Annotated in this window: 23 protein-coding genes and 1 pseudogene; 11 read left to right on the top strand and 13 right to left on the bottom strand. The window is 68.8% G+C overall.

The features are described 5' to 3' along the window. Positions 1-883, top strand: a pseudogene (locus MJ785_RS03510) (hypothetical protein); the annotation flags it as partial. A gap of 32 nt (positions 884-915) precedes the next feature. On the opposite strand, the gene MJ785_RS03505 reads toward MJ785_RS03510, so the two are convergent. After that, positions 916-3,252, bottom strand: a complete 2,337-nt coding sequence (locus tag MJ785_RS03505; protein ID WP_239380028.1) for an ABC transporter substrate-binding protein — start codon at positions 3,250-3,252, stop codon at positions 916-918. A gap of 727 nt (positions 3,253-3,979) precedes the next feature. Between MJ785_RS03505 and hpnH the strand changes: the two genes are divergently transcribed. Next, the gene (gene hpnH, locus MJ785_RS03500) at positions 3,980-4,984 is read left to right on the top strand and encodes an adenosyl-hopene transferase HpnH (RefSeq protein ID WP_239308567.1); all 1,005 of its coding nucleotides are present in this window, start codon (positions 3,980-3,982) and stop codon (positions 4,982-4,984) included. A 70-nt stretch (positions 4,985-5,054) separates the two neighbouring features. Here the strand turns inward: hpnH and MJ785_RS03495 are convergent, their stop codons facing one another. Further along, complete coding sequence (locus MJ785_RS03495) at positions 5,055-5,669, bottom strand: TetR/AcrR family transcriptional regulator (protein ID WP_239308544.1); 615 nt, start codon at positions 5,667-5,669, stop codon at positions 5,055-5,057. A 387-nt stretch (positions 5,670-6,056) separates the two neighbouring features. Here MJ785_RS03495 and MJ785_RS03490 point away from each other — a divergent pair, with 387 nt between their 5' ends. Continuing rightward, positions 6,057-6,614 (top strand): PaaI family thioesterase, encoded by a 558-nt coding sequence (locus tag MJ785_RS03490; protein ID WP_239373243.1) that lies wholly within the window; start codon positions 6,057-6,059, stop codon positions 6,612-6,614. Positions 6,615-6,638: 24 nt separating this feature from the next. On the opposite strand, the gene MJ785_RS03485 is transcribed toward MJ785_RS03490, so the two are convergent. From MJ785_RS03485 to MJ785_RS03455, 7 genes are all read right to left on the bottom strand, one after another. Continuing rightward, positions 6,639-7,616, bottom strand: coding sequence for an urease accessory protein UreD (locus tag MJ785_RS03485; protein ID WP_239308546.1), 978 nt, complete (start codon positions 7,614-7,616; stop codon positions 6,639-6,641). Between the two features lie 2 nt (positions 7,617-7,618). Then, complete coding sequence (gene ureG, locus MJ785_RS03480; protein ID WP_370651433.1) at positions 7,619-8,374, bottom strand: urease accessory protein UreG; 756 nt, start codon at positions 8,372-8,374, stop codon at positions 7,619-7,621. Between the two features lie 52 nt (positions 8,375-8,426). Beyond that, on the bottom strand, positions 8,427-9,287 hold the full coding sequence (locus MJ785_RS03475) for an urease accessory protein UreF (RefSeq protein WP_370651434.1): 861 nt from the start codon (positions 9,285-9,287) through the stop codon (positions 8,427-8,429). Between the two features lie 98 nt (positions 9,288-9,385). Then, positions 9,386-10,444: a methyltransferase domain-containing protein gene (locus MJ785_RS03470; protein ID WP_239308547.1), complete on the bottom strand. Its 1,059-nt coding sequence runs from the start codon at positions 10,442-10,444 to the stop codon at positions 9,386-9,388. A 465-nt stretch (positions 10,445-10,909) separates the two neighbouring features. Next, positions 10,910-12,640 (bottom strand): urease subunit alpha, encoded by a 1,731-nt coding sequence (locus MJ785_RS03465; RefSeq protein WP_239380027.1) that lies wholly within the window; start codon positions 12,638-12,640, stop codon positions 10,910-10,912. Continuing rightward, the gene (locus tag MJ785_RS03460) at positions 12,637-13,089 is read right to left on the bottom strand and encodes an urease subunit beta (RefSeq protein ID WP_239373237.1); all 453 of its coding nucleotides are present in this window, start codon (positions 13,087-13,089) and stop codon (positions 12,637-12,639) included. Before MJ785_RS03460 ends, MJ785_RS03465 begins: the two co-directional genes overlap by 4 nt. Then, complete coding sequence (locus MJ785_RS03455) at positions 13,086-13,388, bottom strand: urease subunit gamma (RefSeq protein WP_239308550.1); 303 nt, start codon at positions 13,386-13,388, stop codon at positions 13,086-13,088. Before MJ785_RS03455 ends, MJ785_RS03460 begins: the two co-directional genes overlap by 4 nt. A gap of 608 nt (positions 13,389-13,996) precedes the next feature. Here MJ785_RS03455 and MJ785_RS03450 point away from each other — a divergent pair. The 4 genes from MJ785_RS03450 to MJ785_RS03435 all read left to right on the top strand — a co-directional run bounded on the left by MJ785_RS03450 (position 13,997) and on the right by MJ785_RS03435 (position 18,731). After that, entirely contained in the window at positions 13,997-15,595 is a 1,599-nt protein-coding gene (locus tag MJ785_RS03450; RefSeq protein ID WP_239308551.1) for an adenine deaminase C-terminal domain-containing protein, read from the top strand. A 351-nt stretch (positions 15,596-15,946) separates the two neighbouring features. Continuing rightward, entirely contained in the window at positions 15,947-17,734 is a 1,788-nt protein-coding gene (locus MJ785_RS03445; RefSeq protein ID WP_255723986.1) for a 3-hydroxyacyl-CoA dehydrogenase family protein, read from the top strand. 140 nt (positions 17,735-17,874) lie between these two features. Next, positions 17,875-18,444 carry a YkvA family protein gene (locus MJ785_RS03440; protein WP_239308552.1) on the top strand — a complete coding sequence of 190 codons (570 nt, stop codon included), beginning with the start codon at positions 17,875-17,877 and terminating at the stop codon, positions 18,442-18,444. Next, positions 18,441-18,731 carry a hypothetical protein gene (locus MJ785_RS03435; RefSeq protein ID WP_239308553.1) on the top strand — a complete coding sequence of 97 codons (291 nt, stop codon included), beginning with the start codon at positions 18,441-18,443 and terminating at the stop codon, positions 18,729-18,731. The genes MJ785_RS03440 and MJ785_RS03435 overlap by 4 nt, the downstream gene beginning before the upstream one ends. Positions 18,732-18,834: 103 nt before the next feature. Here MJ785_RS03435 and MJ785_RS03430 read toward each other — a convergent pair whose 3' ends face one another. After that, positions 18,835-19,491 carry a sugar-binding protein gene (locus tag MJ785_RS03430; RefSeq protein ID WP_239308554.1) on the bottom strand — a complete coding sequence of 219 codons (657 nt, stop codon included), beginning with the start codon at positions 19,489-19,491 and terminating at the stop codon, positions 18,835-18,837. Positions 19,492-19,597: 106 nt separating this feature from the next. Then, positions 19,598-20,935, bottom strand: coding sequence for a crotonyl-CoA carboxylase/reductase (ccrA, locus tag MJ785_RS03425; protein ID WP_239308555.1), 1,338 nt, complete (start codon positions 20,933-20,935; stop codon positions 19,598-19,600). Positions 20,936-21,095: 160 nt separating this feature from the next. Between ccrA and MJ785_RS03420 the strand changes: the two genes are divergently transcribed. Beyond that, positions 21,096-21,653, top strand: a complete 558-nt coding sequence (locus tag MJ785_RS03420) for a SigE family RNA polymerase sigma factor (protein ID WP_308127780.1) — start codon at positions 21,096-21,098, stop codon at positions 21,651-21,653. Then, the gene (locus MJ785_RS03415; protein ID WP_239308557.1) at positions 21,650-22,621 is read left to right on the top strand and encodes a VCBS repeat-containing protein; all 972 of its coding nucleotides are present in this window, start codon (positions 21,650-21,652) and stop codon (positions 22,619-22,621) included. The genes MJ785_RS03420 and MJ785_RS03415 overlap by 4 nt, the downstream gene beginning before the upstream one ends. Positions 22,622-22,710: 89 nt before the next feature. Here MJ785_RS03415 and mce read toward each other — a convergent pair whose 3' ends face one another. Continuing rightward, a complete protein-coding gene (gene mce / locus MJ785_RS03410; RefSeq protein WP_239347903.1) occupies positions 22,711-23,133 on the bottom strand; it encodes a methylmalonyl-CoA epimerase in 423 nt (140 codons plus the stop codon). A 142-nt stretch (positions 23,134-23,275) separates the two neighbouring features. Between mce and MJ785_RS03405 the strand changes: the two genes are divergently transcribed. Both MJ785_RS03405 and meaB read left to right on the top strand, forming a co-directional pair. Further along, positions 23,276-24,460 carry an acetyl-CoA C-acetyltransferase gene (locus tag MJ785_RS03405; RefSeq protein WP_239308559.1) on the top strand — a complete coding sequence of 395 codons (1,185 nt, stop codon included), beginning with the start codon at positions 23,276-23,278 and terminating at the stop codon, positions 24,458-24,460. Next, the gene (meaB, locus tag MJ785_RS03400) at positions 24,457-25,470 is read left to right on the top strand and encodes a methylmalonyl Co-A mutase-associated GTPase MeaB (protein WP_239373224.1); all 1,014 of its coding nucleotides are present in this window, start codon (positions 24,457-24,459) and stop codon (positions 25,468-25,470) included. Before MJ785_RS03405 ends, meaB begins: the two co-directional genes overlap by 4 nt. A 4-nt stretch (positions 25,471-25,474) precedes the next feature. Here the strand turns inward: meaB and MJ785_RS03395 are convergent. Then, on the bottom strand, positions 25,475-25,877 hold a 403-nt coding region (locus tag MJ785_RS03395), incomplete at its 5' end, for a two-component system response regulator (RefSeq protein ID WP_239380026.1).

The raw sequence follows: 25,877 nt of genomic DNA, 5'->3' as shown, positions 1-25,877 counted from the left end.
CCCGCGGCCGGCGCGGACCGCGCGGACCGCGATGGCGGCTGGCTGCGGGCTGGCGCTGGCGGCCGTGACCGCGGCCGGGCTACCAGCCAAGGTCAACGTGCAGCGTTATGTCAACGCGGTCGACGGGCAGGTGCTCGGTCTCATCCCGAAAAATCTTGCTGGGCCGGCGGTCGTCATCGTGGCCCCGCCCACTCCCAGTCGCTACACACAGGTTCCCTACCATTTCTTACGCAACGATCCGGAACTGTCGGATGATGTACTGTATGCGGCCGATCTCGGTGCGGCTGACGTGCGGCTCGCTGAGACGATGCCGGGCCGGCGGCTGTACCGGCTGCGTCCCGACGAGATGATCGAGGCGGAGAACCCGTGGAGCACGCGGGGCTCGTTCGCTGAACTCCATCCCGTTGACGGGAGTAAGATCAAAATCCGGGTGTCGGCGGTACTCCCTGAGAACGTGCCCTATGCCTCGGTCTATCTGCGCGTCGGAGACCGGACAGTGACCCGCCCGCTGCCCGCCACGCCCGCTACCGGCAGCGCTGGCTCGTCTCAGGCGGTGACCTGGACGCTCACCGGCGCGGCTACCGCGGGCGCGGCCGGCACTGCCGGGGCTGATGTCAGCCTGGCCGCGGTGAACCTGCCGGACGAGCTGGTCGTGGGGCTGGTGGCGAGCGACCGTCCAGATATGGCCCGCGCGTGGCGCTGGGAGGACCGCATCCCCGTAGCACGGCATCCGGACGGCCGACTGGTCGCCCTGACACCGGGCCAGGGCTGGCGACAGGTTCCGGGGCAGCACGGCGAGGGCTGGGTACAGGCCGCGATCACGGGCGCCCTGAACATTGCCGTCGAGCCGGGCGGCCGGGCGCCATCGGATGGATCGGAGTAGCCAGCCCGAACAGCCCGAACAGCCCGATCAGATCAGATCAGATCGGGCTGTTCGGTGTACAGCTCACGGATGATCGACAGGTCGAACATCCGCCTGGCGGCAGGGGCGGCCGCGCTGTCTGACAGCACGCGGACATTGGCCGCGATCAGGGCATCAGTCATCGTGAACAGGCCGTTGCGACGGGTGTCCGCGGTTTCGACGAGGGCGCCCAGTTTTTTGTTCTTCTCCAGTTGCTCACCGACGTCGAGCCCGGCCGACCGGGCGTAGACATCGGTGACGAGCCGGGTGCCGGCCATCGGGTCGGTCAGGTCGTCCTTCCAGCCCCGGACCTCGGCGGCCAGGAACGCTTTGATTTTCTTTCTCGCCGTGGTGACCGCGTCCGCACTCACCACGTACACGTTGGAAACCAGCGGGTAGCCGTGGTCGGCGAGCAGAAACGTCATGGTTTCGACGCCCTGGCGGGCGAGGACCGCCGGGGCGTCGGTCACAACGGACAGGATGCCGTCGACCTGGCGGTCCGCGACCGCCCGCACGTAGTCGGGCAGGACGACCTGGGTGATGGCCGTCCCCGCGATTCCCGCGGTGGCCAGAAAGGACGTCCAGACGGCAGCGCTGCCTGCCGCCATGCCGATGCGCATCCCGGCCATATCCTGTGGCGTTCTGATCGGTCTGTCCGCCGGCGACACGATGGCCCAGGGGGACTTCTGATGCTGCGCGCCGATCACCCGTAGCCGTGCGCCGTTGGAGATCTCTTTCACCAGGGCGTCCGGTGTGGTCACACCGACGAGTGCCGAGCCCGAGGCCACCGACGCCGCCATCGCTCGAGCCCGCGGGCCACCCTCATGGAACTCCGCGTGGGTGAACCCAGCCTGGCGGTAATAACCGCGTTGGTCGGCGATATAGGAGCCGGCGAACTCGACATCGGGCTTTCCCGGGAGCCACAACGTCAGCGGACCGAGATCCAGCGTTCCTGTTCCGGGGCTGGCCGGTCTGCCGATCCGCCGGACGGCCCAGGCCGCCGATCCGGCGCCGGTGCCGAGCCCGGCGGCGGCAACGGCGGCGAGCAGCAGCCCTCGCCGGGACAACCGGGCACCGGCTGAGCGCTTGGTCTTCCCCGCATCGTTCACGGCCCGCCTCGCGTCCGGCCCGACCCACACCGGTTGTTCGATCGTGGCCGGGTCGACATCGAGCGGCGGCCGCGGCCGGCGCGGTTTCGGCGTATCGGGAGCCAGCACCGCCAGGCCGACAGTGTCGAGATCATCGCCATCCCGTCCGCTGGCGTTGGCCCTGGCGGCTGTGATCCCGGCGGGTGTGATCCCGGCGGCCGCGATGACGCTGTCCGCGGTCGTATCGACGGGAGGCGGCTGTCCGGCGACCGGCTCCGCGGTCTCCTCGAAGCCGCTCCGGCTGTCCGTACCGTCCGGGCGCAGTCCATCGATAACACTAGCGACCATGGTCGGTGCTTCGTAGAAGGCGCTTGCGGTCGGCCAGGCGTCGGGGCTCGGTGCTGTCGCTGCCACCGCCGGTTGTGCGGCCGGTGCTGACAGAAGCGCTTGCAGCTGGCGGCGAATCCGCTCCGTCGTGGGCCGGGCGGCGGGTTCTTTGGCCAGAATCGGCCGGAGTATCAGAAAGGTCCGAGCCGCGTGCACCGGTGCGCTCGGCCCTTCGTAGACGACCGCGTGCATGGTCGCGAAGGTGGTGTCCCGACCGAACGGGGAGACGCCTTCCGCCGCGTGCAGCAGGGTGGTCGCGAGTGAGAAAAGATCGCTTGCGGGACCGGCTGTATCTCCTCGGATGCGTTCTGGGGCCATATAGGCGGGAGTGCCAACCACACCGCCCGCGGCTGTGATCCGATGATCCGTTTCGTAGGCCGCGACGCCGAAGTCCGCGAGTTTGACGGTACCGTCAGCTGTGATCAACACATTCGAGGGTTTGACGTCGCGGTGCAGAACTCCTTTGCGATGCCCGTGTACAAGCGCGTCCAACAGGGCGATCCCGATCCGGGCGACCTCTCGTTCAGCCAGCGCGCCGTCTTGCGCGATCACTGTCGCCAGTGAGCGTCCCGGGACCAGATCCATCACGATCCACTGCGCACCGTGGTCCTCGACCAGGTCGTACACGGTGACCACATGGGGATGAGCACCGAGCCGCGCGGCGTTACGCGCTTCGCGGCGAGCACGTTCGATCAGCAGTTCGCGATCGTGGGTCGAGAGGTTGTCAGGAATACGGATCTCTTTGAGGGCACGCTCGACACCGGCGTCGGTGTCGACGGCCCGCCAGACCGTCCCCATCCCGCCTGAGCCAAGCTGTTCGACCAGCCGGAACCGCCCGCCGATCAGGTGCGTGACCGTGTGCCCGCCTCGCGTCATACGTCCGCCTTCACCCTGCAACGCGTGCCCAGCCCCAGGTGGCCCCCGCGCTGTTGCCCACTGTCTTTTTCGCCGATGTTAGGCGCAGCCGGGGACAGCCATTGGTTGGCTGGTTCGGGACTCACCGGTCAGGTCTACACACAATCACCGCTTGGATTGCGGCCGGGCCGGTCATCCGGGCTCGATGTCACGGATTTGGCGAACCTGGGCCCCCCGGGAATGGTGTGCGTCACGCCCGGATCGCTTTTGAAGTCCGAGCAGCCGGTGCCGGGATGGGTGCCGGGGGCCGATGTCCAGTTTATCGGGGCCGGTGTGACGTTCGTCCAACACCGGCCACACAGCGGACGCACGGCACCGACCGGCCACCGAACACGGCCCAGGCGCCTGCCGTGCGATGGCCGCCCGGTCCGCGGGCCGTCCGCCGTGGACCGGTTCTGGCTGGGCCGCTGGACCTGCCGTCCGTCGTCGGTATCCACTGCCGATCATGATTCGGCCGCTGTCGGGTTTCCGACACGCGTTCGTCCGAATTTCTGGTCAAAAACCCTGACTATGCGGTTGACCTGCGGTGACGGATGCCAGATGTGGCCCGGGGCCGGTGGAGCGGCCCGGGAGAAGTGGCCGATTCAACGTTCTCGATGAACATACAAGCTGTACGTACACCCTGTATGTTCTCGAGGTGGAGCGGTCGTCCGGCCGCACGATGTCGACGCCGAAGGGCGGTATTGCCATGGCGGTGGAGTGGCGGTACTCGTTGCGGATCGGGATGTACCTGGCCAAGCAGAAAGTGCTGCGTCGTAAGCACTTTCCGCTTGTTCTCGAACTCGAGCCGTTGTTTGCCTGCAATCTGTCATGCACCGGATGCGGCAAGATTCAGCACCCGGCGTCCGTGCTCAAGCAGCGGATGAGCGTCGAGGACGCCATGGCCGCGGTGGAGGAGTGCGGCGCGCCGGTGGTCGCGATCGCCGGTGGTGAGCCGCTGATGCACCCGCAACTCGACGAGATCGTCCGCCGGCTCATCGCTCGCAAGAAGTTTGTCCTGCTGTGCACCAACGGGCTGTTGCTCCGCAAGAAGATGGCGAAATTCACACCGTCGCCCTACTTCACCTTCATCGTCCACATCGACGGGCTGCGGGAGCGGCACGACGCGGTCGTGGAGAAGGCGGGCACCTTCGACGAGGCGATCGAGGCGATCGCCGCGGCCAAGGCCGCGGGCTTCCGGGTGGGCACCAACTCCACCTTCTTCAACAACGACAGCCCACAGGACGTGATCGACGTCCTGTCCTACCTCAACGACGAGGTCAAGGTCGACCAGATCCAGCTCTCGCCCGCCTACGCCTACGAGAAGGCGCCCGACCAGGAGCACTTCCTTGGCGTCTCGCAGACCCGCGAGCTGTTCTCCAAGGTCTTCGGTGACGGTCGGCGCGAGAAGTGGCGGCTGAACCACTCGCCGGTCTTCCTGGACTTCCTGGAGGGCAAACGCGATCTTTCCTGCACGGCCTGGGGCATCCCGAGCTACTCGCTGTTCGGTTGGCAGAAGCCCTGCTATCTGATGAGCGACGGTTATGTGTCGTCCTACAAGGAGCTGGTCGAGACCACCGACTGGGACGCCTATGGCCGGGGTAAGGACCCCCGCTGTGCGAACTGCATGGCGCACTGTGGTTATGAGACTTCCGCGGTCCTCGCCACCACGTCGTCGCTGAAGGAGTCCCTGCGCGCCATGCGCAGTGTCTGAGGCGCTGTGCGCCCCATCCCGTTACCGTCTGTTAGTATAGAAGAGCTGGTCGCCAATGGTGACCAGCTCTTTACTTTTTCGTTTCCAAGCCGACCAGCAGCCGGTCAAGAACCTCGCCCGCCTCACGCCGGGCTGTCGCGGGTTCGGAAGCTCGGCCGATCAACAGGCTCGCTTCGGACAGCACGGCCGCGAGCACTCGGGTGAGAGGCGCGATCGGCAGCGGGTCGATTCGTCCTTCGTCGATGGCCTTGTTCAGCCATTCGGCGAGCAGGCGGTAACCGTAGCGCTCGACCAGGACGTCCCAGGCGTCGTGACCGAGCACCGCCGGGCCGTCGACCAGCACGATGCGTTGAAAATCGCTGTCGGTGCAGATGTCGAGAAACGACTGGAAGCCGGTTCGCAGCTGTTCCCAGGCATCCGTGGCCGGTTCGTCCGTAGCGCGCTTGAGCTCGGTGGTGACGAGCTGCTCGGCGACCTCAAGAGCGACCTGTTCCATCACCGCGCTGAAAAGATCAGCTTTGTCTCGGAAGTGATGGTAAAGCGCTCCGCGCGTCACCCGCGCGTCGGCCACGATCTCTTCGGTGCCTGTTGCCGCGTACCCCTGGGTCCCGAATCGGTGTCTCGCGGCGGCCAGGAGAACCTCTCGGGTGGCGGCCGGATGCTCGCTCCCGCGGATCCTGCTCATTCGCTGATTATGTTGCACTCAGTCTTCTGGTGGGCTTGTTTGGGGGTGGAAATGTCCGTCACTGTACCTGGTTGAGCTGGCTGAGATATTTAGCGCGACCGGCAATAGGGGACGCGGCGTCGCGGGGCTGAGGCGCGCACCTCGCGTCGTTGTCGTCAGTCGCCACCCCACATCTGCGCTGGCTCCCGCCGCCGCCTCGCGATGCACGCACCCCAGCTCCGCTCCTTGATCCACACCCCTGTTGCCGGGCGCTCTTGACGATCAGATGAGGGTCGCGGTACCGGATACCGCGACGGCGCCGGTGGCCCCTCGAAGGCGCCTATGGTATCAGGACAATCTGGAGCTTCCGGTCGTCTGGAGCGCGACGATCCTCATAGTCTTATGGCTATGACCACGATTGAGCCACGCCCACCGGCTGTCGAGTGGGGCGAGCCGCGCAGCAGGACAATCACCTGGCATGATCCGATGATCGTTGCCGCGATGGCGCGGACCATGAGTGGCCTCGACTTTTTCCTGGCGATGCGTGACGGCACGGTGCCGCACCCGCCGATCGCCATGCATTTCGACTTCGAGATCGATACCGTCGCCGAGGGAGACGTGCTTTTCCACTGCACCCCGGACGAATCCGCATACAATCCGCTCGGTATGGTGCACGGTGGTCTTGTCTGCACCCTGCTGGACACGGTGACCGGTTGTTCCGTGCATACATCGCTGCCGGCCGGTCTTGGTTGTGTGTCTATCGAGATCAAGGTCAACTATCTGCGGCCGATCCACGTGGTCGACGGCCGCCCGAGCCGACTGACCGCGCACGGCTGGGTGGTGCGGCCCGGCCGCCGTGTCGTCTTCGCCGAAGGGGACGTCCGCGATGCTGACGGCAGGACAGTCGCCACCGCGAGCAGCAGCTGTCTGGTGTTCCCGCTGGAGGACATGCCCCCGTCGTCCTGATGATCGCGAATGCCGGGCGGTCGCTCACCAGCGGGCGACCATGGCCCGGCCTGCCTCCAGCGCCTGGCGCAGCGTGACCGCGTCTGATGCCAGTGCGCTGATCAGGACTCCCGGCCCGGCCAGCGGGAGCAGGGCGAAGGTGTCGGTGACGGCCGCGCCGGTCGCGAGGCCGGCTGGTCCGGGTCCGGCGATCAGCAGTGAACCGGCCACGCGAGCGGTACCGAGAACAGCCGGTCCGTCGAGGCCGGGCATGGTCGGGCCGAGAGTGAGTTCCTGGCGCAGCAGCGGTCGCCACGTCCGGTCGTGTCCCTGGTCCCGGTCCTGCTTCTGGTTGTGTTCCTGGTTGTGTTCCTGGTCGCTGACGTCGACGCGCAGCGCGGTGGAGATCGAGCCAGCCGGTTCGCCGAAGCGCCCGAGGACGATCTCCTCCCGCCACAGCAGGCAGGCGGTCGATGCCAGCCGGATGCTCGCCCGCATGCGGTGCCGGCAGCCGCGGGCGGCCACCGTCGGCTCGGGCAGATACACGAGCGCCGCACCGGGCCCGACGTCGGCATGGACGTCGAACAGGGAGGACCGATCCGTGTCGTCCCCATGGTCGTGCCAACGGTCGTCACTCTGGTTGTCACCGCGGCAGTTCCCCTCCCCGTGGTCGCCGCGCCCGCCGAATCCGGGCAGGGCGACGGTTGCCGCGACCGTGCGAAGGCGCAGGCACACTCCGGTCCCGACAGCGATGTCGAGCCGCAGCCGGTCACCGGCCAACGGGCCGGCCGCGGCATTCACCAGATGGACGGTCACGGTCGGCCGGCGCATACGCTGTGGATCATTATGGCTGCCGTGCCTGTCAGTCGTGCCGGTGCGGCGCAGCACCAGCGGTACCTGCGACCGAAGTTCGCTCACCCGGATCCCGCCGTCATCGGTCGGATCGACCCGTACGGCAGCGTGCGCGCTGATCGATGCCCGGCCCCGGCCGCCGTGGTCGATGCTGGCTGCCGGCCGCGGCATGTTCAGGCCATGCTCCCGGGCCGGGGAGCCCGCGCCGGCTGGGTACCCGGCAGCGGACGTTGTGACAGCACCCATTGGGTCACTGGTGCCGCTCCTGGTTCGACGGCAAGCGAGGTGAACAGCACCGGACGTCCGTGCCGGATCCGTTCGGCATCCCGGGCCATGACGCCGAGGTCCGCGCCCACCAGCGGGGCGAGGTCGGTCTTGTTGACGACGAGCAGATCACTGTTGGTTACCCCAGGTCCTCCCTTGCGGGGCACCTTGTCGCCGCCGGCCACGTCGATGACGAAGATCTGCCGGTCGATCAGGCCGTAGCTGAAGGTTGCCGTCAGGTTGTCTCCACCGCTTTCAACAAAGATCATATCGAGCGGGCCGCAGTTCGACTCCAGGTCCTCGACGGCGTCGAGGTTCGCGGTGATGTCGTCCCGGATGGCGGTGTGCGGGCAGCATCCGGTCTCGACCGCGCGGATGCGCGCCGGGTCGAGTACACCGGCCGCGCGCAGGAAGTCGGCGTCCTCGGTGGTGTAGATGTCGTTGGTCACGACGGCGAGCCGCAGCGTGCCGGCGAGGCTCCGGCACAAGGCCGCGACCAGCGCGGTCTTGCCGCTGCCGACCGGCCCGCCGATACCGATGCGGACCGCCCGGCCGGCTGGGAGCACGCCCGGCGGCATGCGCGGTGTCGCCGCGTGGGTTGTTATGGCCTGGGCTGCGGCGCCGCCCCCAGCGGGGAACGTCTGAAGGTCATGCTCGCGGTGCATCGCTACACCTTCCCGAACTTCTACCCGACCCGCACCCCGGAAATCCGTGATCTCAGGAGGCGAACATGCGAATTTCGGCGGTACGGTGGCGCTCGGCGAGGAGGTCCAGACGCGGTCCGGCGAGCGCGGGCAGGTTCGCGGGCGGGCGTTCAGCGAGCGATACCGCTTTGGCGGCGATGCGCTCGAGGTCGGTCGCCAGCCGCGCGAGCAGGGCCGTGACCGCGAGTGGGTCCAGACCGAGCAGGCGGACGGCGCCCGACGCGGGTCCACTGACCGCTCCGTAGGCTACGCCGAGCGCGGCATCGGCGGGGGAGACCCCAGCGACCCCGGCGACCAGGCCGAACGCGATCGGATGGTGCGGCGCAGGGAGCAGGCAGCGCACGTCCGGCCAGGCGGCCCGGCCGGCGCGCAGCAACGCCCGGCCCTGGGCACGGCTTGCGGCCCGCTGAGCGGGGGAGGGGGTCCGCGCGTCCAGCTCCGCGTCCAGCTCGATGATGAGCCCGTCCGGAACGGGCCCGTTCGCCAGGCGCAACCGGCAGGTGGCCGCGGTGAAAGTGGCGGCCACCAAGCCCACGGTGGCCAGCCGTCCGCGCAGGAACCGTTCAAGATCGTCGAGATCGCCGACGCTGCCGTCAACGACCGCCGCCTCGACACCGCCTGAGTGCGCATGCCCGCCGGCCGGTAGCCGCCCGTCCGCCAGTAACAACAACGCCGCCGAGGACGATCCTGCCGTGATGCCCTCCCTGGAATCGTGAACCGGGGCCTCGTAGGTTACCGGACCGGGACGGGTCTCTCCGGGTGCCCGGCCGGCGGAGGCGATCAGCGGTCCCGCGTCCCTCCCCCTATCTCCGGAGAGAGGACCGGGGACGGGGGCGGAGCCCCGGAAACCGAGAGCGGGACTGCCACCGCCCACGAAGCAGCACCCGTGAAGCGTTGATCACGGGAGAGCTGTGTCTCGAAAATGTAGAGAAGATTAGCGACAATCTTTCTTTGGTGTCTCTGTCCAGGTCGTCAGACGGCTGATCCCTGTATGGCTGGAAGAGTGTGTTCGGGGGTGTCGAGCCAGAACTTCTGGCCTTCGGTGGTGACGGTGATGCCGATGCGGGTATGATCGGGGCTGTCGGCATCGATCCACCAGCGGTAAGTGTCCTCCAGCTCGTTCCAAAGGTTACGCGGTCCTGACTGACAGACCTCATGTCTGTCAGTTCCGGGTATGAATGAGCCCCAAGAACCGGACGGGTGGTGAGATATCCATAGGATCTCGGTACCATCCTCTTCGGGACGCCGGCCTGTCGTGCATCCTTGCATTCTGGTGCTGAACGCGAATCCGGCATGGAAATCGGTGAATGGTTCGATCGGATGAAGGCCGGTGTAGGTGATGCGCGCGGTCCTCTCGTCGGTTCCCCACACGTTTCGGACCCGCCGCTGATTCCTCATGTACATGAAGGGGGCTTCGCCGTGAAAGCGACCGTGCGCAGTCCCATCGGCTGCCACAGTGAGGCAGGCGAGGGCACCGTGGTGGAAGCTGCCGGCGATCGGGACGACGATCCGGCCTCTGGGGCGGGTCTGCGCGAGCCAGGCGGGCGGGACGGTGAACACGTTCGCGGTGGCGATCACCCTGTCGAACGGTGCACGCTGCGCGTAGCCGTCGGCTCCGTCACCGGTGATGACCGTGACGGGCAGGCGGAGTCTGGCCAGGGCAGCGCGGGCGTGCGTTGCTACGATGGGGTCGACTTCGATAGTGGCAACGGACCCTGGCTCAGCGCGTTCCGCTAGAAGCGCGGCGTTGTATCCGGTGCCGGCACCGATTTCGAGGATGTTCATTCCGGGCCGGACATCGAGCAAGGTAAGCATCTTGTCCATGAGCCAGCCCGCGGTGCTGGAACTTGTCGGGATGATGCCCTTACCGTCGTACTCGTCGCTTCCGTCGTCGACCTGTGTGGTGACGGCTTCGGAACCGTTGACCTCTCTCAGCCAGGCTTCCGGATCGTCGGAACGACGTACCGGGACCATCCACCCGTCGTCACGACGAATCCAGATGGTCTCGGGAATGAAGTCTTCCCGCCTCATGCGGTGCCAGTCCCCTTGCAGGTCGGACAGGTGATTCTTACAGTCTTCCCATCCTGGCTGACCTCGGTTGTCTTATCTCCCTTGCAGGCCGGGCAGGGCCCGGGGGACTGCGAGTGTTTTCCCACGGCGTCTCCTTGAAGCGTGCAGAGAACAGGCGGTGATCTTGCCGGCGCCGACGGGCGTGGACGAGCGGCCTGACGTTAGGTTGATCACTCCGCGGTGGAGCGGCAAGAGGTATCTCTATGGGCGGAATCAAGCGGTCAGTGCACCGCCCGCCTCCCGTCGGGAGCCTAGGTTTGGGTTCAAATCAGGCTATTGGGGCAGATCGGGAACTTATTCGATCACGATCAAGCTTGCCGAGCCTCTGCTCCCAGCACAATGTGGGGTGCACTGAACTACTGGAGACCACCGGCCCTTCAGGTCCGCTGTCCACGGAACCGGAACCGCTCCACTCCCGGAAAGGAATCAGAAGAGGAAGTAGCGCTGGGCCATCGGGAGCTCGGTCACGGGTGCGGCTTCGATGGCCTCCCCGTCGATGGTCACGGTGAACGTGTCCGGGGCGACCCGGATATCGGGGGTCGCGCTGTTCTCGGGCAGGTCGGCCTTACCACGCTGGCGCACGTCGGCGACGGCGACCATCGGCTTGGCCAGGCCGAGCCGCTGCGGCAGGCCGTCGTCGAGGGCGGCCGGGGCGACGAACGTCAGCGATGCCGCCGCCGCCGGGCCGGGCGCGGCCCCCCACATCGGCCGCGGCAGCACCGGCTGCGGAGTCGGGATGGAGGCGTTCGCGTCGCCCATCGCCGCCCACACCACGAACCCACCCTTGAGGACGACCGACGGCCGGACACCGAAGAAGGCCGGGTCGTAGAGGACAAGGTCGGCGAGTTTGCCCGGTTCCACCGAGCCGATCTCGTGGTCCAGGCCGTGCGCCACCGCCGGGCAGATCGTGTACTTGGCGACGTAGCGCCGGGCGCGGGCGTTGTCCGCGGGCCCGTCCCCGGGCAGGGGGCCGCGCCGCGCCTTCATCACGTGCGCGGTCTGCCAGGTGCGCAGCACGACCTCGCCGATGCGGCCCATGGCCTGTGAGTCCGAACCGATCATCGAAATCGCGCCGAGGTCGTGCAGCACGTCCTCGGCGGCGATGGTCGACGGCCGGATCCGGCTTTCGGCGAAGGCCAGGTCCTCGGGCACGGCCGGGTTCAGGTGATGGCAGACCATGAGCATGTCGAGATGCTCGTCGAGGGTGTTGACCGTGTGCGGCCGGGTCGGGTTTGTCGAGCTCGGCAGCACATTCGGTGCCGCGGCCACGGTGATGATGTCCGGGGCGTGCCCGCCCCCGGCGCCCTCGGTGTGGTAGGCGTGGATGGCTCGCCCCGCGATCGCGGCGAGCGTGTCCTCGACGAAACCGGCCTCGTTGAGGGTGTCGGAATGCAGCGCCACCTGCACCCCGGCGGCGTCCGCGACCCGCAGGCAGGTGTCGATCGCGGCCGGGGTCGACCCCCAGTCCTCGTGCAGTTTGAAGCCGGCGGCACCGGCGCGCAGCTGTTCCCACAGCGCGGCCTCGCCGACGGTGTTGCCCTTCCCGAGCAGGACGACGTTCATCGCCACGGTGTCCATCGCGGACAGCATCCGGGCGAGGTTCCACGGGCCGGGGGTGACGGTGGTGGCCTTGGTTCCCTCGGCTGGGCCGGTCCCGCCGCCGATCAGCGTGGTGATGCCGGCGCCGAGGGCCTCAGGGACCTGCTGCGGGCAGATCAGGTGGACGTGACAGTCCACCGCGCCCGCGGTGAGGATCTTCCCGTTGCCGGCGAGGATCTCCGTGCCGGGCCCGATGACCAGACCGGGATGGACCCCGTCCATGGTGTCGGGGTTGCCGGCCTTGCCGAGCGCGACGATCCGGCCGTCCCGGATGCCGACGTCGGCCTTGACCACGCCCCAGTGATCCAGCACGACCGCGCCGGTGATGACCAGATCGGGGGTGCCTTCGGCACGCGAGGCCCGGGCCTGTCCCATGGACTCCCGGATCACCTTGCCGCCGCCGAAGACCGCCTCGTCGCCGGTGCCGGTGCCGGCCGGCCCGCGGCTGCGGTCCTCGGTCACCTCGATGAACAGGCCGGTGTCCGCCAGGCGGATGCGGTCACCGACGGTGGGACCATACAGGTCGGCGTAACGGGCGCGGTCCAGGTACCTGTTCACTGGTCCGTCCCCAGCGCCGTCCCCGCTTCCGTCCCCGTGCCGGCCGTTCCCGCGCGGTTCGGCCCTGTCCCGCTCGGCTTCGCGCTGTCCGGCGCGGCCGGATCCAGCGGGCCGGCCGATTCGGTGCGCAGACCCGGCACGATCCGGCGGCCGGCGAGCGGCACCAGCTCCACCTCGCGTTCCACACCGGGCTCGAAGCGGACGGCGGTGCCGGCGGGAACGGCGAGCCGGTGCCCCCAGGCGGCGTTCCGATCGAACTCCAGCGCGGGGTTGGCCGCGGTGAAGTGATAATGCGACCCGACCTGCACGGGACGGTCACCGAGGTTGCGAACCCGCAGCGTCAGCACGGGGCGCCCCGGGTTGATCTCAACCGGGTCGTCGCCGTGGCGGACCTCGCCCGGCCGGAGGCCGGCCGGGGCCCGGGAAGCCGGAGTCCCGGGGGCACTCATGGGATCGGCTGGTGAACGGTCACCAGTTTGGTGCCGTCCGGGAAGGTCGCCTCGACCTGGACCTCGGCGAGCATCTCGGGGACTCCGTCCATGACATCCTCGCGGGTGAGCACGCCGCGGCCGGCCGTCATCAGATCGGCGACCGTGCGCCCGTCACGCGCGCCCTCCAAGAGGAAGGACGTGAGAATGGCGGTTGCCTCGGGATGGTTGAGCCGCAGACCGCGGGCTCGTCGCTCCCGGGCAAGCCCGGCCGCGACATGGATCAGCAGCCGTTCCTGCTCATGCGGGCTCAGCAGCACAGCTGGAAGCTTACGGCGTGTTTCGGCAGCCGTCGTTCGATCAGGGAGGCGCGTCCAGGCGGTTCCTGGCAAGGCCGCGGGCCACACCGATACCGGATGAGTTGTACCGGTGTGGCCCAGAACACGGCCAGGGGCCGCCTGGACGGCGCGAGCCGGACACTCCTATTGCCTAATACGCACGGTTGTTTTTTTAATGCGTATGGTGGCCAGTCTGCCTGGGAAAGGCTTCGGGTTGTGTCCGTTCGGGACCATTTGGTTACGGAAAGGTTACAGGCCGCGGGTTCATGGGCGCGATCGGCCTGACTGGCAGCAGAGTGATGCGGCCATGCCGCTAAGAGCGCACGGTAACAGGGGTGTGGATCAAGAAGCGGGGCTGAGGCACGTGCGTCGCGAGGCCGAGGAGGGAGTCACCGGAGGTGCTGGGGGCGACTGGCGGCAACGACGCGAGGCGCCGTCTGGCGCCGGCAGGCCCTGGGCGAACTTCTGGCGGCGACCACTACGGCGTGCCTGATGGATGGTGGTCGATGTGGGCGATGATCCAGAAAATCGATGATCCATTCAGACACGCCCTGGGCCGGGCTCGCCAGAACTGGGTTTTCGGAGGTTGTATGATTGCCGAGCGTGACCGCGAACGGGCGCGGCCGGCGTCCGGGCCTGTGCTCCGCTCGCCCGACGCGGCGCCGGTGTGGATGACACCGGCTGGTGGGACGGCCCATGCCGAGCCTTCGGTCCGCGCTGTGCGCTTCGGCACCGTCGCGGTATCCCCCCAGCTGGCTCCGACAGCGGGGGAACGTGAACGTCTGCGGCGGGTCGCGAACGGTACCCAGGAAGCGGACCTGGCCGTCCGCGGTGGCATGGTCGCTGTCGTCCAGGCTGGTGAGCTGCGGCATCGTGACCTGCTCATCGTCGGTAAGTTCATCGCCGCGGTGACACGCCCCGGGGCGCTGCGTGCCCGCCGTACCCTGGACGCGTCCGGTCGTTACCTGTTGCCGGCCTACGTCGACCCGGGCGTCCGGTTGGAACAGACGTTGCTGACGCCCGGCGAGCTCGCCCGTCTCGTCGTGCCCCGCGGGACGGTCACCCTGCTTGTGGACGCGGACCTGCCCGCAGCCCTGTGCGGACCGCGCGGTACGCGGCTCGTGACCGCTTCGGGGACCCCGGTGCGGCTGCTTGCCAGGACCTCTCCGGCAGCTGGCGGCGCCAGCCTCCCGGACGCCGGGATGCGGCTGCCCCCGCAGGCCGTTCCCCGGATCGGACCCGCCGAGCCGCCACCACCCGACGCCCCCGCGGAACTCGCCGGGGCATGGCAGATCGCTGACATCGCCGAGCACGGTCACCTCGACCGGATGGTCCACCGCATGGTCGAGGCCGGTGCGGAGCCGATGACTGCCATCCGGGCGGTGACCCTCGGCCCGGCCCGCCGGTACGGCTTGGAGCACCTGCTCGGATCGCTCGCGCCGGCACGGCTGGCCGACGTCCAGATCGTCACTGACATCGCGGGACCCAGACCACCGGAGATCGTTCTCGCCAGCGGGCGGATGGCCGCCGAGCGCGGCCGCCCGCTGTTCGACAACCTCGATGCTGTCCCTGAGTGGAGCCGGGAACGGATGGCTCTGCCGGCTGGCCTGCACAGCGGCTCGTTCACCGCCGCGGCGGCCACGGCCGCGACGGCCGGCATGGTTGACGGTGTACAGGTGAGCGCCGCCGCGGGCAGCGCGCCCGATATCCAGATCATCCAGGTTCGACCTGCTCGTACCGGCGATGGCACCGGTCAGGTGGTGGCTGATCCCGGGCATGACGTGATCAAGATTGCCATGATTGCGCGACAGGCGGACCGAGCCGCCGCGACCCGGGTCGGTTTCATCCGCGGGGTTGGCCTGCGCCAGGGTGCGATCGCGATGACCACCAGCGTGGCTCCCGGCGATCTGGCCATCATCGGAGTCACTGACCAGGACATGATGACCGCGGCGCGGGCGCTGGAGGGAATGTGCGGCGGTTTTGTGGTGGTCGACCGCGGCTGGGTGCTGGCGGCATGCCCGCTACCGGTGGCGGGGCTGCTGAGTGACGCCCCATGGGAAGCTGTGCGTGATCAGCTGGCCGGCGTCGACGCGGCCGCCGCGGTGCTCGGCTGCACGTTGCCGTCGCCCTTCCTGACCCTCGCGCCGTTGGGCCGGCGGCTCTGTCGCGATCTTCTTTGCCGGCCCTGATGGCCGACCAGCCATCGATATTGATCATTGGAGCCGCCGGTGTGGCGGGCATCGCGGGCGGAGGCACGGCCGTCGGCCTCCCGCTGACGGGATCGGCGGGAGTGTGTCGTTCCCTACGTTCAAACGTTGCAAAAGGGTACATTTCAGTGAACCGCGGCGGCCATGGCTGATGGGGGCTGAGCGGCGCGCGGAGCCGGCTGGGCGCGTGAACAGCCTGCGTATGGAGGGTGTCTCTCGCTCCGCTGACAGCTGCCGCTCCGGGTGGCGCTCGTCGGCTTGTGCGCCGAAGTTCTGGAAGTATTTCGCGCACCGGCGGCGGGCACAGGTACAGCGACGAGAGGGGTGGCCGACGTGGCTCAGGACTTCACGAAGGTCGGAGTTGTCGGGCTCGGCACCATGGGCGCGGGGATCACCGAGGTACTGGCGCGTGCCGGCATCGAGGTGGTGGGGGTGGAGCTCGATGGCGAGACACTTGCCCGGGGGCTCGACCACATCCGGCATTCCACCGAGCGGGCGGTCAGCCGCGGCAAGCTGACCGAGGCCGACCGGGACGCCCTGTTCGACCGGATCCACGCCGGTACCGACCTGACGGCCGTGGCCGAGTGCCGGCTGGTCGTTGAGGCGGTGCCCGAGCGGATCGAGGACAAGCGGGCGGTTCTCGCGGAGCTGGACAGGCTGTGCCCGTCCGGCACGATCATCGCTACGAACACGAGCTCGCTGTCGGTCACCGAACTGGCCGCCGGCACCTCCCGCCCGTCGCGGGTGATTGGCACGCACTGGTTCAACCCGGCGCCGGTGATGGGCCTCGTGGAGATCATCCGAACGGTGGTCACCGACTCCGCCGCGCTGGAGGATCTGGAAGCGCTGGTCGCGAAGGTCGGCAAGAGCGCGGTGGTCGCCGGGGACAGGGCTGGCTTCATCGCCAACGCCCTGTTGTTCGGGTACCTCAACAACGCCGTGCGGATGCTGGAGGCACACTACGCCACCAGGGAGGACATCGACGCGGCCATGCGGCTGGGCTGCGGTCATCCGATGGGCCCACTGGCGTTGCTGGACCTCATCGGCCTCGACTCCGCCTACGAGATCCTCGATTCGATCTACCATACGTCCCGGGACCACCTGCACGCCCCGGCGCCGCTGCTCAAGCAGCTGGTCACGGCCGGGATGCTCGGCCGCAAGACCGGTCGCGGGTTCTACACCTACGCGGCTCCCGACTCCTCCCAGATCGTCGACGCCGTCACGCCGGACGCCGTGGCCTCGTCCGATTCCGGGCGCTCGGGCGCGGCCGTCAGGCCGGTGCGCACGATCGGTGTCATCGGTACCGGCACCATGGCCGGCGGGATCATCGAGGTCTGCGCCCGTCATGGCTATGATGTGATCTTCCGTGCCCGGGGCGAGGAGAAGCTCGCTGGTGTCCGCAAGAACCTCGAGCGCTCCCTGGACAAGGGCGTCGCGAAGGGCCGGATCTCCTCGGACGACCGGGCCGCGACACTGGCCCGGGTGCGGGGCACCACCGACCTTTCCGCGCTTGCCGGCTGTGACCTCGTCATCGAGGCGGTCGTGGAGGACCTCGCGGTCAAGCGAGCGCTGTTCGCCGAGATCGACGCGGTCATCCGGCCCGGGGCGATCATCGCGACCACCACGTCCTCCCTGCCGGTGATCGAATGTGCGACCGCCACCTCGCGCCCCCAGGACGTGGTGGGGATGCACTGGTTCAACCCGGCCCAGGTGATGCGGCTGGTGGAGATCGTGCCGACCGTTCTGACCGCTGACGACGTCACCGCGACGGTTGCCCAGGTGGCGCGGGCGGCAGGCAAGCACCCGGTGCGCTGTGCGGACCGCGCCGGGTTCATTGTCAACGCCCTGCTGTTCCCCTATCTCAACGACGCCGTGAAGATGCTGGAGGCGCACTACGCGGATGTCGATGCCATCGACACGGCGATGAAGGTCGGCTGCGCGCATCCGATGGGGCCGTTCGAACTCGCCGACGTCGTCGGGCTGGACGTGACGCTCGCCATCGTGCGCACGCTGTACCTGGAGTTCCGGGAGCCCGGTTATGCCCCGGCGCCGCTGCTCGAACACCTTGTCAAGGCTGGGTATCTCGGCCGTAAGACCCGGCGTGGCTTCCGCGTCTACTGACCCGGCGAGGGAGCGAGGGGGCGGGGGAACGGTCCTGGTTGGTTCGTTTCGTCGCCTACGATGGCGCCGGACTGCATGTTTGTCTGGGCCGGGCACCGGCATGGCCGGTCTGGTCCCGCCGTCGTTTCGGAGGAAGCCACATGGTCTCGCTGGACAAGGATGCCGCGCGGGAGGTCGGCCGCGAGATCGTGACGTTCGTGCCCGATCTCGCGGTGATGCTGCGGCGGGTTCTCGTTGATCCGAGGGTGCCGCAGGCGGCCAAGATGGAGGCGGCGGCGTCGCTGGCCTATCTGGTCTCACCGCGCAACCGGCTGATGAGCCTGGTTCCCGTGGTCGGTCAGTTCGACGACATCGCGCTCATGGCTTTCGCGTTCCGTCGCCTGCAGCTGGGCGCGGGCGAGGCCATCCTGCGCGAGCACTGGCGTGGCAGCGACCGGACTTTCCAGATCATGATTGGTGCGTCCGCCGCGTTGTCGTCACCGCGAGGGATGATCCGGCGGGTGAAACTGGCCCGGACGCTCGCCGAGTCGACCGTTGACCGGTTTGCCGGCTCCCGCCGGGGCGGCGCGGCGGGGAACGACCCGCATCGCATCGTCGAGGGTGAAGTTGTCAACCAGACGCTCGCGCCCGACGCGGACCCGAGCGCGTCACGCCCCCGCACAGCGCGGTTCCGTCGCCCGCAAAGTCCGTCGGCGCCGCGGCCGCGGTGACCGGCAGACGGTCGCGGCGCGCGCGGCCGGAGCGACCGCCCAGCTCGCCCATCCTGCCCGTCGTCGGAGCCAAGACGATCGAACAACGCGCGGACGGGGACTGGATTGTGCGCCGGATCAGCGGCGCGGCCGCGCGCAAGTACTACCGCTGCCCCGGCTGCGAGCAGGAGATCCTGCCAGCCACTCCGCACGTCGTCTGCTGGCGCGACGATCACATCGCTGATCGCAGGCACTGGCACACAGCCTGCTGGACCCGTCGTGACCGGCGTATCCCGCCGGGTCTGTGAGATCGGGGGCTCAGAAGCGAACAACATGGACTGTACGGATAATACGGTAACAAACCGCATGAAGCGTACAAGCCATATGAATTATATGAACGGCGTGGACGTTTCAGGAACGGATAACCGCCGTGTCCTCGCCGCCTACCGGCGACGAGGACGAGGACGAGCCGAGGTCCAGCGGAGCCATGGCCGCGGCCAGCCGGTCGCGCAGCTGACCGAGCTGGGCGGTCACCTGGTCCCGCTGCCGGCCGAGATCAGCCAGCCGGCGGCGGGACTCCTCCTCGGCCGCCGCGACGGCGGTACGTGCCCTGGAGAGGATGTCCTCGGCTTCGGCCTGCGCCGCTGAGATCGTCGCCTGAGCGGCCGCTCCGGCTTCCTGGAGCATCCGCTCATGGGTCCGCCGCGCGTCGGCCTGTACCCGCTCGGCCTCCTGGAGCGCGACCTCGGCCTCCCGCGTCCGTTCGGCCCGTACCGCGGCGGCCTCCTCCTCCGCGAGCTGGAGGATCTGGGTGATCCGATCGCCGAACTCCTCCCACGCGGGCCGGTTGGCTGCGAGATCATCACGTGCCGTGGCGGCTTCGGAGGCGGCCTCGGATGCCGCGGCCTCGGCGGCCGCCCGATGCGACTCCGCCTCGCGCAGCTGTTCGACGAGCCAGTTGACGTGCGCCCTGACCTGATGTGGGTCGTAACCGCGACGAACCAGATCGAAGTCCGGCGAGGCGTCCGTGCCGTCGGACATCGGGATGAGATCGGTCTGCTCGCTCATAGGACATCAGAGTGCCAGACCTGCCACCGGGAGGTGCGGTGGCCGGTCTGCCATCGGCCTGGGCCAGACCGCCCCCTCGCCGCTCCCGATGCCGGGATGACCGGTCCTACACGCCACGGAATCGGTTGATCGCGGCAAGGTGACGCTCGCGGGTGGCGGCGTCGCGGACCCCGAGGCCTTCCTCCGGCGCGAGGCAGAGTACCCCGACCTTGCCCTGGTGGAGGTTTCGGTGAACGTCGAAGGCGGCCTGGCCGGTCTCGGCGAGCGGGTAGACACGGGACAGGGTCGGGTGGATGAGCCCCTTGGCGATCAGCCGGTTGGCCTCCCATGCCTCGCGGTAGTTCGCGAAGTGCGAACCGACGATTTTCTTCAGGTTCATCCACAGGTAGCGGTTGTCGTAGGAGTGCATGAAGCCACTCGTGGACGCGCAGGTCGCGATCGTTCCGCCGCGCCGGGTGACGTAGACGGACGCGCCGAAGGTCTCCCGGCCGGGGTGTTCGAAGACGATGTCGGGATCCTCCCCGCCGGTGAGCTGGCGGATCTTCTTGCCGAGACGTTGCCACTCCTTGGGGTTCTGGGTGTGCTCGTCGGCCCAGAACCGGTAGTCCTCAGCGGCCCGGTCGATGACCAGGTCGGCGCCCATACGACGGACGATCTCGGCTTTCTGGGGGGAGGACACGACGCAGACCGGGATCGCCCCGCCGTTCAGCGCCATCTGCGTGGCGTAGGAGCCGAGGCCGCCACTCGCGCCCCAGATCAGCACCACGTCGCCTTGCTTCATGTTGGCGCCGTTGTGGGAGATCAGCTGACGGTAGGCGGTGGAGTTCACCAGACCGGGGGCGGCGGCCTCCTCCCAGCTCAGGTGCGCGGGCTTCGGCATCAGCTGGTTGGCCTTGACCAGGGCGAGCTCCGCGAGCCCGCCGAAGTTGGTCTCGAAGCCCCAGATGCGCTGCTCGGGGTCGAGCATGGTGTCGTCGTGGCCTTCCGGCCGCTCCAGCTCGACTGACAGGCAGTGGGCGACCACCTCGTCGCCGGGGGACCATATGTGCACTCCGGGGCCGGTCCGCAGCACAACCCCGGCGAGATCGGAGCCGACCACGTGGTAGGGCAGGTCATGGCGCTTGCCGAGCGGGGAGGACCGGCCGTAACGTTCCAGGAAACCGAACGTCGGGAGCGGCTCGAAGATCGACGTCCAGACGGTGTTGTAGTTGATCGCGGAGGCCATCACGGCGACCAGTGCCTCACCCGGACCGAGCTCAGGGGTCGCGACCTCATCGATGTGCAGGGAGCGCCGAGGGTCCTTGTCCCTGGACGCGAGCCCGGTGAAGAGGCCGGTCTCATCCTTGCGGATAACCGCCCCCCGGTAGGTCTCGGGTACGGGCAGGGCGGCGAACGCTGCCTCGGAGGTCTCGCCGACGAGAATCGCTTCGACAATTTCCTTCACGATTGGCCTCCCAAACGTCATCCGGCAATGTCGGGCAGATGCTACCGACGGGTATGCCTACAAGTCGCGCGGTTGGGGGTGTGCGCCCGCGCTGGAAGCGATACAACCTGAGAGCAACCATTAGGGGTAGGAGCGCGTCTGACCTGGCGTGACCGCGCCCATGACAGTAGTGGAGGGGTGGCGGCCCGTGCCTGCGCGGAGCGACGCCGCTCGCAGCCAGGTCGCGCGGGATGCCGACGCCGCACTGACCGCTCTGTACGCAGAACACTACCGGTCGTTGGTCCGCCTCGCCGCACTTCTGTTGGATGACGTCGGGCTGTGCGAAGAGGTTGTCCAGGACGCCTACATTCGGGTCCACACTGCCTGGGGGCGGCTGGAGGACAGGGACAAGGCGCTTGCCTACCTGCGGCAGACGGTGGTCAACCTTGCCCGTTCAACGCTGCGGCGGCGGCTGGTGGCGCTCAAGCACGCACCCAAGCCCATGCCGGACGCGGCCAGCGCCGAGGAGGGTGCCTACACCCTGGTCGAGCGTGCCGCGGTCGTGCAGGCCCTGCGGGAGCTGCCGCGGCGGCAGCGCGAGGCCGTGGTCCTGCGCTACTACGCGGACCTTTCCGAGGCGGCTGCGGCCGCGGTCATGAAGTGCAGCGTCGGGTCGGTCAAGGCCTACACGTCCCGCGGGCTGACCGCGCTCGGCAGCAAGCTGGAGGGCCTGCGGTGACCGCGCTCGAACCCGACGAGCTGCGTCGTCTCCTGACCGAGGCGGTGGAGCCGGTCCAGGCCTCCCCGGCGGGCTATCACCGGATCCGCGCCGGCGTCATTCGCCGGCGCCGGCTGCGGATGCCCATGATGACTGTCGGCGGGCTGGCGCTGGCCGGTCTGATCGGCCTTGTCTACCTGGTGATCGAACCCCGCACCTCAGCCACTCTGGTCGAGCCGGCTCGGCCTCCGCTGACCCAGACGACTCCTGACGTGACCGTGTCGCGCCGGCCCGTGACACCGCCGGGCCATGGCGGGACGCTCGGGGGCGGCCCGGGGCGGCCGTCGGCGCCGGTGAGTCGATTGGAGACCGCGGCGCCGCCCACCAGCCCCGGCGGTCCGGGGGAGGAGACGCCGTCGGCGGCATCGACCAGCCATCCGAGCGGAACGCCCAGCAACGTCCATTCTCCGGCGCTCCCGCCGCCGGTGTCCGTCCCGGCGATGGCTGGCGATGTTGACGGTGACGGCAAGAGCGACCCGGCGACCGTGTCCGACACCACGGTCGTGGTCGCGCTCAGCCTGTTCGGGTCAACCTCGGTGACATTCCCGGCGGTGGCGTCACCGCTGAGTCTGTCGGTCTTCGATATCGACGCCGATGGGTATGGCGAGCTGATCGTCCAGACCGACAGCAACGGCAGTACCAGGAACTTCGGTGTGGCCAAACTGACGCAGACCGGGCAGCTGCGGATCGTGAGCAACAGTCCGTTGCATGCTGGCCTCAACGGCGCCCACGGTGACGGGTTCCGTTGTGAGGCCGGGAAAGTCGTGGTCGCCGCGGGTGACCGGACCACGGACAAGATCTACCAGGTGACGTCGACGACGTGGGAGCTGATAAGCACGGGCTTCACCGCGCTCGGCTCGCCCACAAGCAGCACGGTGGACCTGGCCTCGGCACAGTCGCCCTTCACCGCCGGCTGCGGGATCGCCTGACCCCGTATTTCCGCATTTCCGCGCCGCGGAGATACGGGGGCCCCAGGGCCATGACCCCCATGGCCCGTTCCGTCTGGTGTTTGCTGTGCTCAGTGTTTGACAGCCTGCACCAGTTCGGTGAGGACGCCGCCGGTGTCCTTCGGATGCAGGAACGCGATGCTCGCGCCCATCGAACCGTGTCTCGGCCGCTTGTCGACCAGGCGGACGCCCTGCTCGGCGATGGCGGCCAGGGCCTTCTCGACGTCGTTGACGCCGTAGCCGATGTGGTGGACGCCCTCGCCGTTGCGGGCGAGGAACTTCCCGACCGGGGAGTCCGCCCGGATCGGCTCGAGCAGCTGCACGTACGAGCCGCCCGGGGCGGCGTCGGCCACGAGGAGCATGGCCTCACGGACGCCCTGCTCCTCGTTGGTCTCCGTGGCGGTCACCGTGAGCCCGAAGGTCGTCTCGTACCACGTGATGGCCTTGTCCAGATCCCGGACGGCAATGCCGACATGATCGATTCTTGTGAACATCGCGGACTCGGATCCCCTCTCGCGGGTATGTCTCGCGGGTATGCCGCGATGCTGCCATACCCGCACCGCGCCGCGCGGGGGCATCTGACGCAAGATCACGTTATTGTTGCAGAACACGCAGTCGTCTCCCGGGAGGCCATCCATGCCTGGTTCCGTCATCGTGGCCGGCGCGCGGACCCCGATCGGCAAGCTGTCCGGCGCTCTGAAGACCTTCTCCGCCGTCGAGCTCGGCGGGCTCGCGATCAAAGCTGCCCTGGCGCGCGCGGGCATTGGCGGCGATCAGGTCAATTATGTGATCATGGGCCATGTGATCCAGGCTGGCCAGGGCCAGATCACCGCTCGGCAGGCCGCGGTCCGGGGCGGAGTCCCGATGAGCGTGCCCGCGATCACGGTGAACAAGGTCTGCCTCTCCGGCCTGGACGCGATCGCGCTGGCCGACACCTACATCGCGAGCGGTGAGTTCGACGTCGTCGTCGCCGGCGGCATGGAGTCGATGACACGCGCGCCGCACCTGCTGCCGTCCCTGCGCGAGGGCGTCCGTTACGGCAACGCCGAACTGGTGGACGCCACCGCCCATGACGCTCTGTTCTGCGCGTTCGATCAGGTGGTGATGGGGCTGGGCACCGAGCGATACAACGCGGGGCTGGGGATCGGCCGGGCCGAGCAGGACGAGTTCGCCGCCCGCTCGCACCAGCGGGCCGCCGCCGCCATCAAGAACGGCCTGTTCGATGACGAGATCGTCCCGGTGGAGGTGCCGCAGCGGCGTGGCGACCCGGTGTCCGTCGGCCAGGACGAGGGGGTCCGCGGTGACACCACCTCCGAGTCCCTGGCGAAACTGCGTCCCGCCTTCGCCGCCGACGGCACGATCACGGCTGGTTCGGCGTCACAGATCTCTGACGGCGCGGCGGCGGTCGTCGTCATGAGCCGGGCGAAGGCCGCCGAGCTCGGGCTGCCGGTGCTCGCCGAGGTCGGCCACCACGGCTTCGTCGCCGGCCCGGACACCTCGCTGCAGGTGCAGCCGGCCAACGCGATCTCGGCGGCGCTGCGCAAGGAGGGCCTGACCCCCGCGGACGTGGATCTTTATGAGATCAACGAAGCGTTCGCCGCGGTGGGCATCCAGGCCATGCGCGATCTTGGTATTGGCCCGGAGATCACCAACGTCAACGGTGGCGCGATCGCCCTCGGCCATCCGGTCGGCATGTCCGGTACCCGGATCGCCCTCACGCTCGCCCTTGAGCTGCGTCGCCGCGGCGGCGGTACCGGTGCCGCCGGCCTGTGCGGCGGCGGTGGTCAGGGAGATGCCCTCATCCTGCGCGTCCCGGCGTGATCCCGGCTTCGGCGCCAGCGGCCCCGGCCCGGCCGCGTACCGCATCCGCCGCCGATCTGGTGGATGCGGCGGTCGCCGGTAATCCGCGGGCGGTCGCGCGGTTGATCTCGTTGGTCGAGGATGCGGCCGGGCAGCTCCGGGAAATCATGGCCCTGCTCGCGCCACGAGCCGGCCACGCACAGGTGATCGGCCTTACCGGCTCCCCCGGGGTGGGCAAGTCGACCTCGACGTCCGCGCTCGTGGCCGCGTTTCGAGCGCGCGGCCTGCGGGTCGGCGTGCTGGCCATCGACCCGTCGTCGCCGTTCACCGGTGGCGCGCTGCTCGGCGACCGGGTGCGGATGCAGGAGCATGCCACCGATCCGGGGGTTTACATCCGGTCGCTGGCCTCACGGGGGCAGCTGGGCGGGCTGTCCTGGGCGACTCCACAGGCGTTGCGGGTGCTCGACGCGGCCGGTTTCGACGTGGTGCTCGTCGAGACGGTGGGGGTGGGCCAGGCCGAGGTCGACATCGCGTCGCTGGCCGACTGCACGCTGGTGCTGCTGGCGCCGGGGATGGGCGACGGCGTCCAGGCCGCGAAGGCCGGCATCCTTGAGATCGCCGACATCCTCGTGGTCAACAAGGCTGACCGCGACGGCGCGGAACACACCTACCGTGAGCTCAAGAACATGATTGCGCTTACCGGGCCCGCGGCCTCCGGACAGGAGTGGCGGCCGCCGGTCCGCAAGACCGTGGCCGCACGCGGAGAGGGCATCGCCGAGGTGGTGGCGGCGATCGCTGATCATCGTGCCTGGATGGTCGGACACGGCGTCCTTGATGCCCGCCGCCGGCGGCGGGCCGCTGACGAGATCGAGCAGATCGCGCTTACCGCGCTTCGGCAGCGCATGGGGGATCTGCGCGGCGGTGATCTGATCGATGGCCTCGCCGCGCAGGTCACCGCCGGCCGGATAGACCCCTACACGGCCGCCGACCGGGTCGTCGCCGCCCTGGGTGCGGCGACGCGCCTCGGCTGAGGGCTCAGCGCGCCGGGTCCGCGGCGGTGAGGTGACCAGCCGCGGCGATTATCGCGGCGACGTCCAGGGGCGCTCCCAGCACGGCCACGGCGCCAGCCTGCCGCAGCCGCACGAGCTCCCGCGGATCGTCGTCCATGGTGAGTACGACCGCGGGTACCCGCCCCACCCGAGGGTCCGCCGTGAGCGTCCTGAGCAGGTCTTCGGCGCTGCTGTCCGGTAGCTCCCGGTCCAGCAGCACCAGCGCCGGCCGGGCCCGCCGGACGGCGTCGAGGGCGAGAGCGGCCCGCGGCACCGTGACGGTGTCCGCGCCGAGGGAGTTGCGCAGTACATGGGTGACCATTGTTCTGGTCGCGGGATCGCCGCTGATGTGCACGACGCGGAGATGGCCGGGGGCCGCGACGCCGAGC

It is taken from the genome of Protofrankia sp. CiT1, assembly GCF_917627335.1.
In the GTDB taxonomy this organism is placed as follows: Bacteria; Actinomycetota; Actinomycetes; order Frankiales; family Frankiaceae; genus Protofrankia.
Note: the sequence above shows the minus strand (reverse complement) of the source record. Positions and strands in the feature narration are given on the sequence as shown.